This window comes from Pseudomonas sp. (assembly GCF_051660785.1).
Taxonomy (GTDB): domain Bacteria; phylum Pseudomonadota; class Gammaproteobacteria; order Pseudomonadales; family Pseudomonadaceae; genus Aquipseudomonas.
Genome location: NZ_JBOFQE010000008.1, coordinates 17,662 through 33,899, shown reverse-complemented (window position 1 = coordinate 33,899; position 16,238 = coordinate 17,662). Strand labels below are relative to the sequence as shown.

The 16,238-nt window shown below is 56.7% G+C and carries 13 protein-coding genes and 3 tRNA genes; 15 read left to right on the top strand and 1 reads right to left on the bottom strand.

What is annotated here, in order from left to right:
* Positions 1 to 173: 173 nt before the first annotated feature.
* The 14 genes from ftsH to pnp all read left to right on the top strand — a co-directional run bounded on the left by ftsH (position 174) and on the right by pnp (position 14,641).
* Positions 174 to 2,084, top strand: a complete 1,911-nt coding sequence (ftsH, locus tag ACRC4F_RS02570) for an ATP-dependent zinc metalloprotease FtsH (RefSeq protein ID WP_438657941.1) — start codon at positions 174 to 176, stop codon at positions 2,082 to 2,084.
* 8 nt (positions 2,085 to 2,092) lie between these two features.
* Positions 2,093 to 2,944 (top strand): dihydropteroate synthase, encoded by an 852-nt coding sequence (gene folP, locus ACRC4F_RS02565; RefSeq protein ID WP_438657940.1) that lies wholly within the window; start codon positions 2,093 to 2,095, stop codon positions 2,942 to 2,944.
* A 16-nt stretch (positions 2,945 to 2,960) separates the two neighbouring features.
* On the top strand, positions 2,961 to 4,298 hold the full coding sequence (gene glmM, locus ACRC4F_RS02560; protein WP_438657939.1) for a phosphoglucosamine mutase: 1,338 nt from the start codon (positions 2,961 to 2,963) through the stop codon (positions 4,296 to 4,298).
* 66 nt (positions 4,299 to 4,364) lie between these two features.
* Complete coding sequence (gene tpiA, locus ACRC4F_RS02555; RefSeq protein WP_438657938.1) at positions 4,365 to 5,120, top strand: triose-phosphate isomerase; 756 nt, start codon at positions 4,365 to 4,367, stop codon at positions 5,118 to 5,120.
* A gap of 4 nt (positions 5,121 to 5,124) precedes the next feature.
* A complete protein-coding gene (gene secG, locus ACRC4F_RS02550) occupies positions 5,125 to 5,508 on the top strand; it encodes a preprotein translocase subunit SecG (protein ID WP_017336473.1) in 384 nt (127 codons plus the stop codon).
* Positions 5,509 to 5,530: 22 nt separating this feature from the next.
* Positions 5,531 to 5,616: transfer RNA gene (locus ACRC4F_RS02545), tRNA-Leu, on the top strand.
* A gap of 96 nt (positions 5,617 to 5,712) precedes the next feature.
* Positions 5,713 to 5,789, top strand: a tRNA-Met gene (locus ACRC4F_RS02540).
* Positions 5,790 to 5,927: 138 nt separating this feature from the next.
* The gene (gene rimP, locus ACRC4F_RS02535) at positions 5,928 to 6,386 is read left to right on the top strand and encodes a ribosome maturation factor RimP (RefSeq protein ID WP_010463487.1); all 459 of its coding nucleotides are present in this window, start codon (positions 5,928 to 5,930) and stop codon (positions 6,384 to 6,386) included.
* Positions 6,387 to 6,433: 47 nt separating this feature from the next.
* Positions 6,434 to 7,915, top strand: coding sequence for a transcription termination factor NusA (gene nusA, locus ACRC4F_RS02530; RefSeq protein WP_008024459.1), 1,482 nt, complete (start codon positions 6,434 to 6,436; stop codon positions 7,913 to 7,915).
* A 27-nt stretch (positions 7,916 to 7,942) separates the two neighbouring features.
* The gene (gene infB / locus ACRC4F_RS02525; protein ID WP_438657937.1) at positions 7,943 to 10,471 is read left to right on the top strand and encodes a translation initiation factor IF-2; all 2,529 of its coding nucleotides are present in this window, start codon (positions 7,943 to 7,945) and stop codon (positions 10,469 to 10,471) included.
* 159 nt (positions 10,472 to 10,630) lie between these two features.
* The gene (gene rbfA / locus ACRC4F_RS02520) at positions 10,631 to 11,032 is read left to right on the top strand and encodes a 30S ribosome-binding factor RbfA (RefSeq protein WP_007942872.1); all 402 of its coding nucleotides are present in this window, start codon (positions 10,631 to 10,633) and stop codon (positions 11,030 to 11,032) included.
* 3 nt (positions 11,033 to 11,035) lie between these two features.
* The gene (gene truB / locus ACRC4F_RS02515) at positions 11,036 to 11,953 is read left to right on the top strand and encodes a tRNA pseudouridine(55) synthase TruB (protein WP_438657936.1); all 918 of its coding nucleotides are present in this window, start codon (positions 11,036 to 11,038) and stop codon (positions 11,951 to 11,953) included.
* Positions 11,954 to 12,070: 117 nt separating this feature from the next.
* Positions 12,071 to 12,340, top strand: a complete 270-nt coding sequence (rpsO, locus tag ACRC4F_RS02510; protein WP_003176135.1) for a 30S ribosomal protein S15 — start codon at positions 12,071 to 12,073, stop codon at positions 12,338 to 12,340.
* A 195-nt stretch (positions 12,341 to 12,535) separates the two neighbouring features.
* A complete protein-coding gene (gene pnp / locus ACRC4F_RS02505; protein WP_438657935.1) occupies positions 12,536 to 14,641 on the top strand; it encodes a polyribonucleotide nucleotidyltransferase in 2,106 nt (701 codons plus the stop codon).
* Positions 14,642 to 14,769: 128 nt separating this feature from the next.
* Here pnp and ACRC4F_RS02500 read toward each other — a convergent pair whose 3' ends face one another.
* A complete protein-coding gene (locus ACRC4F_RS02500) occupies positions 14,770 to 15,864 on the bottom strand; it encodes an acyltransferase family protein (RefSeq protein WP_438657934.1) in 1,095 nt (364 codons plus the stop codon).
* Between the two features lie 263 nt (positions 15,865 to 16,127).
* On the opposite strand from ACRC4F_RS02500, the gene ACRC4F_RS02495 reads away from it, so the two are divergent.
* Positions 16,128 to 16,203 (top strand) — tRNA-Thr (locus tag ACRC4F_RS02495).
* The last annotated feature ends 35 nt before the right edge of the window (positions 16,204 to 16,238 follow it).

The following is a 16,238-nucleotide window of genomic DNA, read 5'->3' as shown; positions in this document are numbered from 1 at the left end:
TTTCGTATTTCGCCCCGTGTGCAATAGCGAATATTGTGTAGAAAGTGTTTCACAAAGGGTTACAGACGGCGCCTGCCAGAGTCGTAGGTAATGTAGTAAGTTAGGCCGGTGAATATCATGCGAAGCGCGCGCCATTAGCGGAGCTTGCTTCAGAGGGTAGTTAATTGAACGATATGGCAAAGAATCTGATCCTGTGGTTGATCATCGCGGCTGTCCTGGTGACAGTGATGAACAACTTCTCCAGCCCTAACGAGCCGCAGACCCTCAACTATTCCGACTTCATCCAGCAGGTCAAGGATGGCAAGGTCGAGCGCGTAGCGGTTGACGGCTACGTGATTACCGGCAAACGCAACGATGGCGACAGCTTCAAGACCATTCGTCCTGCCATCCAGGACAACGGTCTGATCGGCGACCTCGTGGACAACCACGTGGTGGTCGAGGGCAAGCAGCCTGAGCAGCAAAGCATCTGGACTCAACTCCTGGTCGCAAGCTTCCCGATCCTGGTGATCATCGCCGTGTTCATGTTCTTCATGCGGCAGATGCAGGGCGGTGCAGGCGGCAAGGGCGGGCCGATGAGCTTCGGCAAGAGCAAGGCGCGCCTGCTCTCCGAAGATCAGGTGAAAACCACCTTGGGTGACGTTGCCGGTTGCGACGAAGCCAAGGAAGAGGTCGGTGAGCTGGTCGAGTTCCTGCGTGATCCGGGCAAGTTCCAGCGTCTGGGCGGCCGCATTCCACGCGGCGTGCTTATGGTAGGGCCGCCGGGTACCGGTAAAACCTTGTTGGCCAAGGCGATTGCCGGCGAAGCCAAAGTGCCGTTCTTCACCATTTCCGGTTCCGATTTCGTCGAGATGTTCGTCGGTGTCGGTGCCAGCCGTGTTCGCGACATGTTCGAGCAGGCCAAGAAACATGCGCCGTGCATCATCTTCATCGATGAAATCGACGCCGTTGGTCGCCACCGTGGCGCAGGCATGGGTGGCGGTCACGACGAACGCGAGCAGACGCTCAACCAATTGCTGGTTGAGATGGACGGCTTTGAAATGAATGACGGCATCATCGTCATCGCCGCAACCAACCGTCCAGACGTACTGGACCCTGCGTTGCTGCGACCGGGCCGTTTCGATCGTCAGGTCGTGGTGGGTCTGCCGGATATTCGTGGTCGTGAACAGATTCTCAAGGTTCACATGCGCAAAGTGCCAATGGGTGACGACGTCGCTCCGGCAGTGATCGCGCGTGGTACGCCTGGCTTCTCCGGTGCCGACCTGGCTAACCTGGTGAACGAGGCCTCGTTGTTCGCTGCCCGTACCGGCAAGCGCATCGTCGAAATGAAAGAATTCGAGCTGGCCAAAGACAAGATCATGATGGGTGCCGAGCGCAAATCCATGGTCATGTCCGAGAAAGAGAAGCAGAACACCGCTTATCACGAAGCAGGTCACGCCATCGTCGGTCGTGTCGTGCCAGAGCATGATCCGGTCTACAAGGTTTCGATCATCCCGCGCGGTCGTGCGCTGGGTGTGACCATGTTCCTGCCGGAAGAAGATCGCTACAGCCTGTCCAAGCGAGCGCTGATCAGCCAGATCTGCTCGTTGTACGGTGGCCGTATTGCTGAAGAAATGACCCTGGGCTTCGACGGTGTTACCACCGGCGCCTCCAACGACATCATGCGTGCCAGCCAGATTGCGCGGAACATGGTGACCAAGTGGGGGCTTTCGGAAAAACTCGGTCCTTTGATGTATGCCGAAGAAGAGGGCGAAGTGTTCCTCGGTCGCGGCGGCGGTGGGCAGAGCGCAAGTTTCTCCGGTGAGACAGCCAAGCTGATTGACTCCGAAGTGCGCAGCATCATTGATCAGTGTTACGGAACGGCCAAGCAGATCCTCACGGATAACCGTGACAAGCTCGACGCCATGGCCGACGCCCTGATGAAGTACGAAACGATCGATGCTGATCAGATCGACGACATCATGGCGGGTCGCACGCCTCGCGAACCTCGCGACTGGTCGGGCGGCACCGGTACTTCCGGAACGCCTCCGGCAGTTCAGGATCCGCGCCCGGAAACACCGATCGGCGGTCCGGCTGCTGACGTTTAAGGTTTGAAATGACTTCTGTTCAGTCCTCGACCCGGTTGCCTTGCGGCAACCGGGTTCTTGATTTGGCCCAGACGCATGTTATGGGCATTCTTAATGTTACCCCCGATTCTTTTTCTGATGGCGGCCGATACAGCCAGCTCGATGCGGCCCTGCACCACGCCGAGTCGATGGTTTTGGCGGGCGCCACGCTGATCGATGTCGGTGGCGAGTCTACCCGGCCCGGTGCAAGGGCGGTTTCGCCACTTGAAGAGCTGGAGCGCGTAGCGCCTATCGTTGAGCGCATCAATCGCGAACTGGATGTAATTATTTCTGTCGATACCTCCACGCCGGCAGTCATGCGCGAAACCGCAAGGCTGGGGGCAGGACTGATCAATGATGTGCGTTCGCTACGTCGAGACGGGGCTCTGGATGCAGCAGCCGCCACCGGGTTACCGGTGTGCCTGATGCATATGCTCGGTGAGCCCGGCGACATGCAGGACAATCCTCACTATCACGACGTGACCAAAGAGGTCGGTGAGTTTCTTGCCGAGCGCATGGCGCAGTGTGCGTTGGTCGGAATCCCGGCTGAGCGGATTATTCTTGATCCGGGCTTTGGATTCGCGAAAACCTTGCAGCACAATCTAAGCTTGTTCAAGCATATGGAAGATCTGCATGCCTTGGGGCGGCCCCTGTTGGTCGGGGTTTCGCGAAAGAGCATGATTGGCCTGGCCTTGAATCGACCGGTTGGAGAACGCCTGTTCGGCGGACTGGCGCTCGCGGCGCTGTCTTCGGCCAAAGGTGCGCGTATATTGCGCGTCCATGATGTAGCCGAAACAGTGGACGTGGTACGGATGATCGCCGCAGTGGAATCAGCCGAATAAGAATGATGGAGCACTTATGAGCAAAAAATACTTTGGCACCGACGGTATTCGTGGCCGAGTCGGTGAATACCCGATCACTCCAGACTTCATGCTCAAGCTTGGCTGGGCTGCGGGCATGGCGTTCCGCAAGATGGGTGCCTGCAAGGTGTTGGTCGGCAAAGACACCCGGATCTCCGGTTACATGTTCGAGTCGGCGCTCGAGGCCGGGCTGACCTCGGCAGGTGCTGACGTGATGCTGTTGGGCCCGATGCCGACGCCGGCAATCGCTTACCTGACGCGCACCTTCCATGCTGAAGCCGGCATCGTAATCAGTGCTTCGCACAATCCTCACGATGACAACGGCATCAAGTTCTTCTCCGGAAAGGGCACCAAGCTGCCGGATGAAGTCGAGTTGATGATCGAAGAGCTGCTCGACACCCCGATGACCGTGGTTGAGTCGAGCAAGATCGGCAAAGTGTCGCGAATCAACGACGCCTCGGGCCGTTATATCGAATTCTGCAAGAGCAGCGTACCGACCGGTACCAACTTCTCGGGCCTGAAGATCGTGATTGACTGCGCTCACGGCGCGACCTACAAGGTTGCGCCGAGCGTATTCCGCGAGCTGGGTGCTGAAGTCGTTGTGCTTTCCGCTCAGCCTGACGGCTTGAACATCAATGACAATTGCGGTTCGACTCATATGGGCCCGTTGCAGGCTGCCGTATTGGCCGAGCACGCCGATCTGGGTATTGCCTTCGATGGTGACGGTGATCGCGTTTTGATGGTTGATCACACGGGCGCCATCGTTGATGGTGACGAGTTGCTGTACATCATCGCCCGCGATCTGCACGAGCGTAACAAGCTGCAGGGTGGTGTGGTCGGGACATTGATGAGTAACCTGGGGCTGGAATTGGCCCTGGCAGACTTGTCGATTCCTTTTGTGCGGGCCAATGTTGGCGATCGTTATGTGATCGCTGATTTGTTGGAGCGCAACTGGCTGGTAGGTGGCGAGAATTCGGGTCATATCGTCTGCTTCAATCACACCACCACAGGTGATGCGATCATCGCGGCATTGCAGGTGCTGATGGCGCTGAAGACTCGTTCCGAAGGTTTGGCTCAGGCCCGTCAGGCGCTGCGCAAGTGCCCTCAGGTGCTGATCAATGTCCGTTTCGGTGGAGGTGCGAGCCCGCTCGATCACCCGGCGGTCAAGGAAGCCAGCGACCGTGTTACCCAGGCTATGGCCGGTCGCGGACGCGTGCTGTTGCGCAAGTCCGGGACGGAGCCGCTGGTGCGGGTGATGGTCGAAGGCGAGGACGAAACACAGGTTCGTGGTTACGCCGAAGAGCTGGCAAAACTGGTTACTGAAGTTTCTGCCTGAATTCGGCTTGCCAGCCATGATTGTGTTGGGTAACATCTGCGCCCACTTTGACCGACGAGGTACAGCATGCGTCGCCCTATGGTAGCTGGTAACTGGAAGATGCACGGTACCCGCGCCAGCGTCGCTGAGCTGATCAATGGCCTTCGTCATCTGGCCTTGCCGAGCGGTGTTGATGTAGCGGTATTCCCGCCTTGCTTGCATATCAATCAAGTGATTGATGGTTTGGAAGGCAAGTCGATTTTGGTCGGCGCGCAGAATTCTGCGGTGGAATCCATGCAAGGTGCCCTGACCGGTGAAATCGCGCCGAGTCAGCTAGTGGATGCAGGTTGTTCCCTGGTTCTTGTCGGGCACTCCGAACGCCGCCAGATTATGGGCGAGCAGGACGGTATGCTGATTCGCAAGTTCGCAGCGGCACAGGCATGTGGCTTGATTCCGGTGTTGTGCATAGGGGAAACCCTTGAGCAGCGCGAAGCCGGTAAAACTCTTGAGGTTGTCGGGCGTCAGCTAGGCAGTATCATAGAGGAGCTGGGTGTCGGTGCCTTTGCAAATGCAGTAATAGCTTACGAGCCGGTCTGGGCCATAGGCACCGGGCTGACTGCTTCGCCGCAACAAGCGCAGGATGTGCATGCAGCCATTCGCGCGCAGTTGGCGGCAGAGAATTCTGAAGTCGCACAAGGTGTGCGGCTTCTATACGGCGGCAGCGTGAAGGCGGCCAATGCGGTCGAACTGTTCGGCATGCCGGATATCGATGGGGGGCTCATTGGTGGAGCTTCCCTGAATGCAGATGAGTTCGGTGCGATTTGTCGCGCCGCGGGAAACTGAAAAAATGCTGGAAACAGTCGTAGTCGTTTTTCATCTGCTGGGTGCATTGGGCGTAGTTGCTCTGGTATTGCTGCAGCAGGGTAAAGGTGCGGATGCTGGCGCGTCTTTCGGAGCAGGTGCTTCAAATACTGTGTTCGGAAGCCAAGGTTCCTCTACCTTTCTTAGTAAGTTTACTGCTATACTTGCCGCCGGTTTCTTCATAACCAGCTTAGGGTTAGGTTACTTTGCTAAAGAGAAAGCTCACCAGCTGACTCAAGTAGGTTTGCCAAACCCGGCAGTGTTGGAAGTTCCAAAGCAACAACCGGCTTCTGATGATGTACCGGTGCTTCAAGAGCAAAAGTCGGCTACTCCAGCGACTGACGTGCCTCCAGCTCAAGAGCAAAAGTAAGAAGGGTTTCAAACGCAGTATTGCCGAGGTGGTGGAATTGGTAGACACGCAACCTTGAGGTGGTTGTGCCCATAGGGTGTAGGGGTTCGAGTCCCCTTCTCGGTACCAATTATCAGGAGAGCCCGCTGTTGCGGGCTTTCTTGTAGGTGGAAGGTTACATTGACCCTGTCAGGGATCGGTCGTATACTTCCGCCCCAGCTTTGTCGCGGGGTGGAGCAGTCTGGTAGCTCGTCGGGCTCATAACCCGAAGGTCGTCGGTTCAAATCCGGCCCCCGCAACCAGTTTAAGGAGCCCCTTTTAAGGGGCTTTTTGTTAGCTGGACACTTTCTACGCCGCTGTTCGACGGCGTTTCAAGGATGGGCGTTTCGCCCATTTTTTTATTTTGCATAGCATGCACATACATGCACGAGGGGGTTCAGGTGTCGAGCAAGCTAGAAGAGTTGCAGGCCTTGCTGGCCCCGGTGGTCGTGGCCCTGGGCTATGAATGCTGGGGTATTGAGTTTTCGGCTCAAGGTCGCCACTCAATGTTGCGCGTTTATATTGATAAAGAGGGCGGTGTGCTGGTGGACGATTGTGCCATCGTCAGCCGTCAGATCAGCGGTGTCCTGGACGTTGAAGATCCAATCGCCGTTGAATACACCCTTGAAGTTTCCTCGCCTGGCATGGAACGCCCACTGTTCACTATTGAGCAGTTTGCAAAATTTGCCGGTGAACAAGTGAAGATCAAGCTGCGCTCGCCTTTTGAAGGACGACGCAACTTTCAGGGCCTTCTGCGCGGTGTAGAAGAGCAGGATGTCGTGGTGCAGGTAGAAGACCACGAGTTTCTGTTGCCGATCGATATGATCGACAAGGCCAACATTATTCCCAGTTTTGACTGAGACGCGGATCCCGCGGATCCAATGGCTTGCGAAAGGCGAGGCGTACGATGAGCAAAGAAGTACTGCTGGTTGTTGAGTCGGTATCCAATGAAAAGGGCGTACCGGCAAACGTAATTTTTGAAGCGCTTGAGCTGGCTCTGGCCACTGCTACCAAAAAGCGTTTCGAGGACGAAGTCGATCTGCGTGTGGAAATCAATCGCCACACCGGTGCTTACGAGACATTCCGTCGCTGGACGGTCGTCGAAGAAGCAGACCTGGACGATCCGGCCATCGAAACCTGGCCGAGCAAGGTTGCCGAAACGCATCCTGGCGCCCAGGTCGGTGATGTAGTCGAAGAAAAAATTGAATCCATCGAGTTCGGCCGCATCGCTGCACAGACTGCCAAGCAAGTCATTGTGCAGAAAGTTCGCGAAGCCGAGCGCGCTCAAGTTGTTGACGCCTATCGCGAACGCCTGGGGGAAATCATCTCCGGCACCGTGAAGAAAGTCACCCGCGACAACGTGATCGTCGACCTGGGCAACAACGCTGAAGCGTTGCTGGCTCGTGAAGACATCATCTCTCGCGAAACCTTCCGGGTTGGCGTGCGTTTGCGTGCGCTGCTCAAGGAAATCCGCACCGAGAACCGCGGCCCGCAGCTGATCCTGTCGCGTACCGCGCCGGAAATGCTGATCGAGTTGTTCCGCATCGAAGTGCCGGAAATCGCTGAAGGCCTGATCGAAGTAATGGCTGCGTCCCGCGACCCGGGTTCGCGCGCCAAGATCGCGGTCCGCTCGAAAGACAAACGCATCGACCCGCAAGGCGCTTGCATCGGTATGCGCGGTTCGCGCGTCCAGGCAGTGTCGGGTGAGTTGGGCGGTGAGCGTGTGGACATCGTCCTGTGGGACGACAACCCGGCTCAGTTCGTAATCAACGCCATGTCCCCGGCTGAGGTTGCGGCAATTATCGTTGACGAAGATGCCCATGCAATGGACATCGCCGTCGGCGCAGACAATCTGGCTCAGGCCATCGGTCGCGGTGGTCAGAACGTGCGTCTGGCTAGCCAGTTGACTGGCTGGACCCTGAACGTGATGACCGAATCGGACATCCAGGCTAAGCAGCAAGCAGAAACCGGCGACATCCTGCGCAACTTCATCGACGAGCTGGAAGTCGACGAAGACCTGGCACAGGTGCTGGTAGATGAAGGCTTCACCAGCCTGGAAGAGATTGCCTACGTACCGTTGGAAGAAATGCTCAACATCGACGGCTTTGACGAAGAAACCGTCAACGAGCTTCGCGCTCGCGCCAAGGATCGTTTGTTGACCAAAGCCATCGCTACTGAGGAAAAGCTGGCAGACGCCCATCCGGCCGAAGACCTGCTCTCGCTTGAGGGTATGGACAAGGATTTGGCGATGGAACTGGCGGTGCGCGGCGTAATTACCCGCGAAGACCTGGCCGAGCAGTCTATTGACGATCTGCTCGACATCGACGGCATTGACGATGATCGTGCCGGCAAGTTGATCATGGCCGCCCGAGCCCACTGGTTCGAGTAATTAGGCGCGGCCTGAGGAGAGAAGTGCATGACGCAAGTCACGGTGAAACAACTGGCCGATGAGGTCAAAACACCGGTAGAGCGCCTGTTGCAGCAGATGCGTGAGGCAGGTCTGCCGCACACCGCCGCCGATGAAGGTGTGAGCGATAGTGAGAAGCAGTCTTTGCTGACTCACTTGAAGAGCAGCCACAAGGCGAAAGTGGAAGAACCGCGCAAGATTACATTGCAGCGCAAAACCACCAGCACCCTGCGTGTTGCTGGCAGCAAAAGCATCAGCGTTGAAGTACGCAAGAAGAAAGTCTTCGTACAGCGCAGCCCGGAAGAAATCGAAGCCGAGCGCAAACGCGAACTGGAAGAACGTCGCGCAGTAGAAAATGCTGCTCGTCAGAAGGCTGAAGAAGAAGCCAAGCGTCGCGCCGAAGAAGAAGCGCGTCGCCAGCCTGCTGCTGCGCAAAACGCTACTAATGACGCCGTTGCAGCGCCTGCTGCAGTTGCCGAACCAGTACGCGAAAGCGCGCCGGTTGTAGCTGCTGCTCCAGCACCGTCTGCAGACGTTCGCAACAAGCAGAACGAACAGCGCCGTCCGGACAAACCACGTGCCGACGATAACAATCGTCGTGGCAGTGGCGATGGTGAGCGCAAAAACGCTCCACATCGTGCTTCGGTCAAAGAGAAAGCGCCTGCTCCACGTGTTGCGCCACGTACTACCGACGAAGAAAGCGATGGCTTCCGTCGTGGTGGTCGCGGCAAGGCCAAGCTGAAGAAACGCAACGCTCACGGTTTCCAGAACCCAACCGGTCCTGTCGTGCGTGATGTGCAGATCGGCGAGACCATCACTGTTGGCGATCTCGCCCAGCAGATGTCGGTCAAGGCAGCTGAAATCATCAAGTTCATGTTCAAACTGGGTACTCCAGCGACCATCAACCAGGTACTGGATCAGGAAACTGCCCAACTGGTTGCTGAAGAGCTGGGCCACAAAGTGACCCTGGTCAGTGACACCGCCCTGGAAGATTCCCTGGCCGAGTCCCTGAAGTTTGAAGGTGAATCGTTCTCCCGTGCTCCGGTCGTGACCGTCATGGGCCACGTTGACCACGGTAAGACCTCGCTGCTCGACTACATCCGTCGTGCCAAGGTAGCTGCTGGCGAAGCCGGCGGTATCACCCAGCACATCGGTGCGTACCACGTTGAAACTGATCGCGGCATGGTCACTTTCCTCGATACCCCGGGTCACGCTGCGTTTACCGCAATGCGTGCCCGTGGTGCCAAGGCGACTGACATCGTGATCCTGGTCGTTGCAGCGGACGACGGCGTGATGCCGCAGACCGTTGAAGCTGTCCAGCACGCCAAGGCTGCCGGTGTTCCGTTGGTTGTTGCAGTGAACAAAATCGACAAGCCGGGCGCCGATCTCGATCGCATCCGTAGCGAACTGTCGGTTCACGGCGTGACCTCGGAAGAGTGGGGCGGCGACACCCCGTTCGTATCGGTTTCGGCGAAAGTCGGTACCGGCGTGGACGAGTTGCTCGAAGCTGTTCTGCTGCAAGCCGAAGTTCTGGAACTGAAAGCAACTCCGTCGGCTCCTGGCCGTGGCGTTGTGGTTGAATCGCGTCTCGACAAAGGTCGTGGCCCGGTTGCTACCGTTCTGGTTCAAGACGGTACCCTGCGCCAAGGCGACATGGTGCTGGTCGGTTCGAACTATGGCCGTGTACGTGCCATGCTCGACGAGAACGGCAAGCCGATCAAGGAAGCCGGTCCTTCCATCCCTGTCGAGATTCTCGGCCTGGACGGTACCCCGGACGCTGGCGACGAGATGAGCGTGCTGTCAGACGAGAAGAAAGCCCGTGAAGTGGCTCTGTTCCGTCAAGGCAAGTTCCGCGAAGTCAAACTGGCTCGCGCTCACGCCGGTAAGCTGGAAAACATCTTCGAAAACATGGGCCAGGCAGAGAAGAAGACGCTCAACATCGTCCTCAAATCTGACGTCCGTGGTTCCCTCGAAGCGTTGAACGGCGCCTTGAATGGCCTGGGTAACGACGAAGTGCAAGTGCGTGTTGTCGGTGGCGGTGTCGGTGGTATCACCGAATCCGACGCCAACCTGGCACTGGCCTCCAATGCTGTACTGTTCGGCTTCAACGTGCGTGCCGATGCTGGCGCTCGCAAGATCGTCGAGCAGGAAGGTCTGGATATGCGTTACTACAACGTGATCTACGACATCATCGAAGACGTCAAGAAAGCCCTCACCGGTATGCTGGGCAGCGATGTTCGCGAGAACATCCTGGGTACTGCTGAAGTGCGTGACGTGTTCCGTTCGCCGAAGTTTGGCGCGATCGCCGGTTGCATGGTTATCGAAGGTGTTGTTCACCGTAACCGTCCAATCCGTGTACTGCGTGAAGACATCGTTATCTTCGAAGGCGAGCTGGAATCCCTGCGCCGCTTCAAGGATGACGCTTCCGAAGTACGTGCCGGCATGGAATGCGGTATCGGTGTGAAGAGCTACAACGACGTCAAAGTCGGTGACAAGATCGAAGTCTTCGAGAAGGTTCAGGTTGCTCGCAGCCTCTAACTCGCGCACTTCAAGGGCCACGCCAAGCCGCCGCATGCAGATGCGCGGCACAGCGTCAGGACTCTAAACGCAACGCCCGGTCTGGCTTTTGTCAGGCCGGGCGTTTGCCGCTTTCAGACCCCTCGGGTTTCACCGTGGGGCAGTAACAGGTAACAAGACATGGCAAAAGAATACAGCCGTACCCAGCGTATCGGCGATCAGATGCAGCGTGAGCTGGCCCAGCTGATCCGTCGTGAAGTAAAAGACCCGCGCGTCGGCCTGGTCACCATTACCGCTGTTGAAGTCAGCCGTGACGTCGGTCACGCCAAGATCTTCATCACCGTGATGGGCCAGGACAACGCCGAAGACATTGCGCAAAGCATCAAGGTGCTCAACTCCGCCGCCGGTTTCCTGCGTATGCAGCTGGCTCGCGAAATGAAGTTGCGCAGCGTTCCTCAGCTGCACTTCCACTATGACGAAAGCGTCGTGCGTGGCGCGCACCTGTCGGCCCTGATCGAGCGTGCGGTGGCTGAAGACAATCAGCACCCGGTAGCGGCTGAACCCGAAGACGCCAAGGAGTAATCGGTGGCTCAGGTCAAACGTATCCGTCGTAACGTCAGCGGTATCATTCTGCTCGACAAGCCGTTGGGATTTACCTCCAACGCCGCGTTGCAGAAGGTTCGCTGGTTGCTGAACGCCGAGAAGGCCGGTCACACCGGCAGTCTCGATCCGCTGGCCACCGGCGTGTTGCCGTTGTGCTTCGGTGAGGCCACCAAGTTCTCGCAATACCTGCTCGATTCCGACAAGGGTTACGAAACCCTGGCGCAACTGGGCAAGACCACCACCACGGCAGATGCCGAGGGTGAAGTTTTGCAGGAACGCCCGGTGACCGTTGGTCGCGTCGATGTCGAAGCTGTATTGCCGAAATTTCGTGGGCAAATCAGTCAGATACCGCCGATGTACTCGGCGCTCAAGCGTGATGGCCAACCGCTGTACAAGCTGGCGCGTGCAGGCGAAGTAGTGGAGCGTGAACCGCGTTCTGTTACTATTGCGCGCTTGGAATTGCTCGTGTTTGAGGGTGATACTGCGCGGCTTGCGGTGGATTGCAGCAAAGGCACTTATATCCGCACCCTGGTGGAGGATATCGGTGAGCAACTCGGTTGTGGCGCTTACGTGGCTGAATTGCGACGTACCCAGGCCGGGCCTTTCACGCTGGCGCAGACGGTCACGCTTGAAGAGTTGGAAGCGGTACATGCCGAAGGCGGCAACGAAGCGGTAGACCGCTTCCTGATGCCATCGGACAGCGGCCTGCTGGATTGGCCGTTGCTGCACTTCTCGGAAGCGAGCGCGTTCTACTGGCTCAACGGTCAGCCGGTACGTGCCCCGGATGCTCCGAAATTCGGCATGGTGCGAGTACAGGATCACAATGGTCGCTTCATCGGCATCGGTGAAGTGAGCGAAGACGGGCGCATCGCGCCACGTCGACTGATTCGGTCAGAATGACCGAACGAGGGTGGCTGTTAACAGGCACGGTCACTACTCATTTTTAGATACAGGGATTTGTCCCTGGCCTGTTGAAGCTGTTTCTTTGAAACAGTTTCCTGATAAAAGGATTGCCTCATGGCTCTCGACGTTCAAGAAAAAGCTCAAATCGTTGCTGACTACCAGCAAGCTGTTGGTGACACTGGTTCGCCAGAAGTGCAAGTTGCACTGCTGACCCACAACATCAACAAGCTGCAAGGTCACTTCAAGGCCAACGGTAAAGATCACCACTCCCGTCGTGGTCTGATCCGCATGGTTAACCAGCGTCGTAAGCTGCTGGACTACCTGAAAGGCAAGGATCTGGGTCGTTACCAGGCTCTGATCGGTCGCCTGGGTCTGCGTCGCTAATAAGCGATTGCGCTAGAGGTTGGTTGTCTGTCGTACGTCAGTGGGTTTCCCGCTGGCGTATGGCAGGCTCCCAGCCTCAAGTTTTATCTGGATACACGTTTTACCCTGGACAGCGGTTGGGCCGACTCCCGACATTGCCCAAGAATTTCGCAAGAAGACAAGTTCCCCAAGAGCCACAAAAGAAGGTAGGACACCGTGAACCCGGTAATCAAAAAATTCCAGTTCGGTCAGTCGACCGTTACCCTCGAGACTGGCCGTATCGCCCGTCAGGCCTCCGGCGCAGTATTGGTCACCGTTGACGACGACGTCAGCGTATTGGTGACTGTAGTCGGTGCCAAGCAAGCCGATCCAGGCAAGGGCTTCTTCCCTCTGTCCGTTCACTACCAGGAAAAGACTTACGCTGCCGGTAAGATCCCTGGCGGTTTCTTCAAGCGCGAAGGCCGTCCTTCCGAGAAAGAAACCCTGACTTCCCGACTGATCGACCGTCCGATCCGTCCGCTGTTCCCTGAAGGCTTCATGAACGAAGTGCAGGTTGTCTGCACCGTCGTTTCCACCAGCAAGAAGACCGATCCGGACATCGCTGCGATGATCGGTACCTCGGCTGCGCTGGCCATCTCCGGCATTCCTTTCGATGGCCCGATCGGCGCTGCCCGCGTTGCGTTCCACGAAAGCACCGGCTACCTGCTGAACCCGACTTACGAACAACAGAAAGCTTCGAGCCTGGACATGGTCGTTGCCGGTACTTCGGAAGCCGTTCTGATGGTTGAATCGGAAGCCAAAGAGCTGACCGAAGACCAGATGCTGGGCGCTGTATTGTTTGCTCACGACGAGTTCCAGGTTGTGATCAACGCCGTTAAAGAACTGGCTGCCGAAGCTGCCAAACCGACCTGGACCTGGGCTCCTCAGCCAGAAGCCACCGCTCTGCTGGGCGCTATCCGTGCCGAGTTCGGCGACGCGATCTCCCAGGCTTACACCATCACCATCAAGGCCGACCGTTACGCTCGTCTGGGCGAACTGAAAGACCAGATTGTGGCCAAGCTGTCCGGTGAAGAAGGTCAGCCTTCGTCCAGCGAAGTCAAAGCTGCTTTCGGCGAAATCGAATACCGCACCGTTCGCGAAAACATCGTAAACGGCAAGCCACGTATCGACGGCCGCGACACTAAGACCGTACGTCCTTTGAACATCGAAGTCGGTGTTCTGCCAAAGACCCACGGTTCGGCACTGTTCACCCGTGGCGAAACCCAGGCTCTGGTCGTTGCAACACTGGGCACCGCCCGTGATGCACAGCTGCTGGACACCCTGGAAGGCGAGAAAAAAGACCCGTTCATGCTGCACTACAACTTCCCTCCGTTCTCGGTAGGTGAGTGTGGTCGCATGGGTGGCGCTGGTCGTCGCGAAATCGGTCACGGCCGTCTGGCCCGTCGTTCGATTGCAGCCATGCTGCCAGCTGCCGACGTGTTCCCGTACACCATCCGTGTTGTATCGGAAATCACCGAGTCCAACGGTTCGAGCTCCATGGCTTCGGTCTGCGGCGCTTCCCTGGCCCTGATGGATGCCGGCGTTCCGATGAAAGCACCGGTTGCCGGTATCGCCATGGGTCTGGTTAAAGAAGGCGAGAAGTTCGCCATCCTGACCGACATCCTGGGTGACGAAGACCACCTTGGCGACATGGACTTCAAGGTAGCCGGTACCGCCAAAGGTGTTACCGCGCTGCAGATGGACATCAAGATCAAGGGCATCACCGAAGAAATCATGGAGATCGCTCTGGGCCAAGCCCTGGAAGCGCGCCTGAACATCCTCGGTCAGATGAACCAGATCATTGGCCAGTCGCGTACCGAGCTGTCGGAAAACGCTCCGACCATGATCGCGATGAAAATCGACACCGACAAAATCCGTGATGTCATCGGTAAAGGCGGCGCGACCATTCGTGCGATCTGTGAAGAGACCAAGGCTTCGATCGACATCGAAGACGACGGCTCGATCAAGATCTTCGGCGAAACCAAGGAAGCGGCTGAAGCAGCACGTCAGCGCGTTCTGGGCATCACCGCAGAAGCCGAGATCGGCAAAATCTACGTCGGTAAGGTTGAGCGCATCGTCGACTTCGGCGCATTCGTCAACATCCTGCCGGGCAAGGACGGGCTGGTTCACATCTCCATGTTGAGCGACGCTCGCGTTGAGAAAGTGACCGACATCCTGAAAGAAGGTCAGGAAGTGGAAGTACTGGTACTGGACGTGGACAACCGCGGCCGTATCAAGCTGTCCATCAAAGACGTAGCAGCGGCCAAGGCGTCGGGCGTTTAATCACCCCCGCCTGATCGTTTCAACGTTAAAAAAAATGCCCCGCAGTGAAAGCTGCGGGGCATTTTTTTATGGGTTAACCAGTCTTTAAGAGCTTCCCTGCTCTGAAGTCACGGCAATATTTTAGCGGTTTAAACCCCCACTTGGGGCGAGGGCTGCGTGATCTGTAAAACCTTGCGTCCTTTGTAGTAGGCAAGTACTTTTTTACCAAGCTTTATACCCTGTAGCTCTACGAGCTTGTGCATCAAGTAACACGTCGCAATGAGCAAGATAAATATCTGCAAGTTTTTCGGTACTGCTTTTATTCCCCAGCTGTCAACGCAAACGGAGAAGTACAGCCAGATCCAGTTGTGGAACAGGTATACGGAATAAGTTAAATCGGATGCAGTGCGCAGCAGTCTTCCGTCCGGAAGTTTTCGCCCCAGCATCCAGAAACCAACAAATATCCCCAATGCCAAGATCGCAAAGTGACTCTGCGACCAGACCGGGTGGAGTTTTGTCAGCAGAGCGAGGAAAGCCACCATCATCAAGCCGATTGCGCAAAAGCATATCGTTTTGTCAGCGTTACCCGATTCGGCGAGGTAAAGCAGCGATCCCATGAGGAGGAATGGGGCATACAGCGTGAAGTAGCCATGAATCCAGACTTCAGGCCCGGGAATTTGAGGGAGCAGGAAAAGCACCACTGCGGTGCCGAGCAGGACAGCGGGCATCCACTTCTGATGACGAAATGCCCCGACGGCCTTCAGCAGTGCCATAAACGCATAAAACATTATTTCTATTCTCAGCGTCCATTCGACACCCGCAAGGGCATGGGGTGTTTGAAAGAAGTCGCCGATCAATAACAGTCTTGGTATCCAGACGCTTAACGGCGCAAAGGGGGCGTTATTGAGGTGGTTCCACATCAGGGCTTCTAACAACAAGGCCACGATATACAGCGGGTATATTCGGAAGGCTCGCTTTATCAGGAACTCAACGGGCGATTCCATTTGAAGCACATGGGTAATGATGTAGCCAGACGTTAAGAAAAACACCACTACTCCGGCGGCGCCTCCATAACAGAAGGGATAAACAAGTTCTGCCACCAATCGAAGTGTCGCATGGTTTGAAGTGTCAGAAATGAAAGCAAGAAGTTGATCAGACAGTTTGTGTCCGATCAAAACGCTGACAAAAGCGAATACGCGCATGTAATCGAGGAAGACAATGCGCCCCGTGATTTTTGCAGACATTTCTGGCACCCGATGCTGAAGGATAATGGCTCAAGGCCGCAATTCTACAGGCCAATATTCACGGTGTCGTCGGTGTCCCGAGGAAAAAGTGGCGGGTTAACTGAACGTTATCGATGCATACGAGGCTATTGATCGTGGCGCGGGCAGGTTGGAAGCATCTGTTCCTTTTTTCGCGTCTTGAGGCGGTGACTCAACAAATCCTGCCCATGGGCGTTTTTCAGCAGGTTGCCGGTCTACTGCCTCGATGCTAGGTTTAGCTGATAGCCGGTGTAGCTCAGTCGGTAGAGCAGCGCACTCGTAACGCGAAGGTCGCAGGTTCGATTCCTGTCTCCGGCACCATATTGAGTTTTCGTAGGCGCGCACTGATCGTGTAG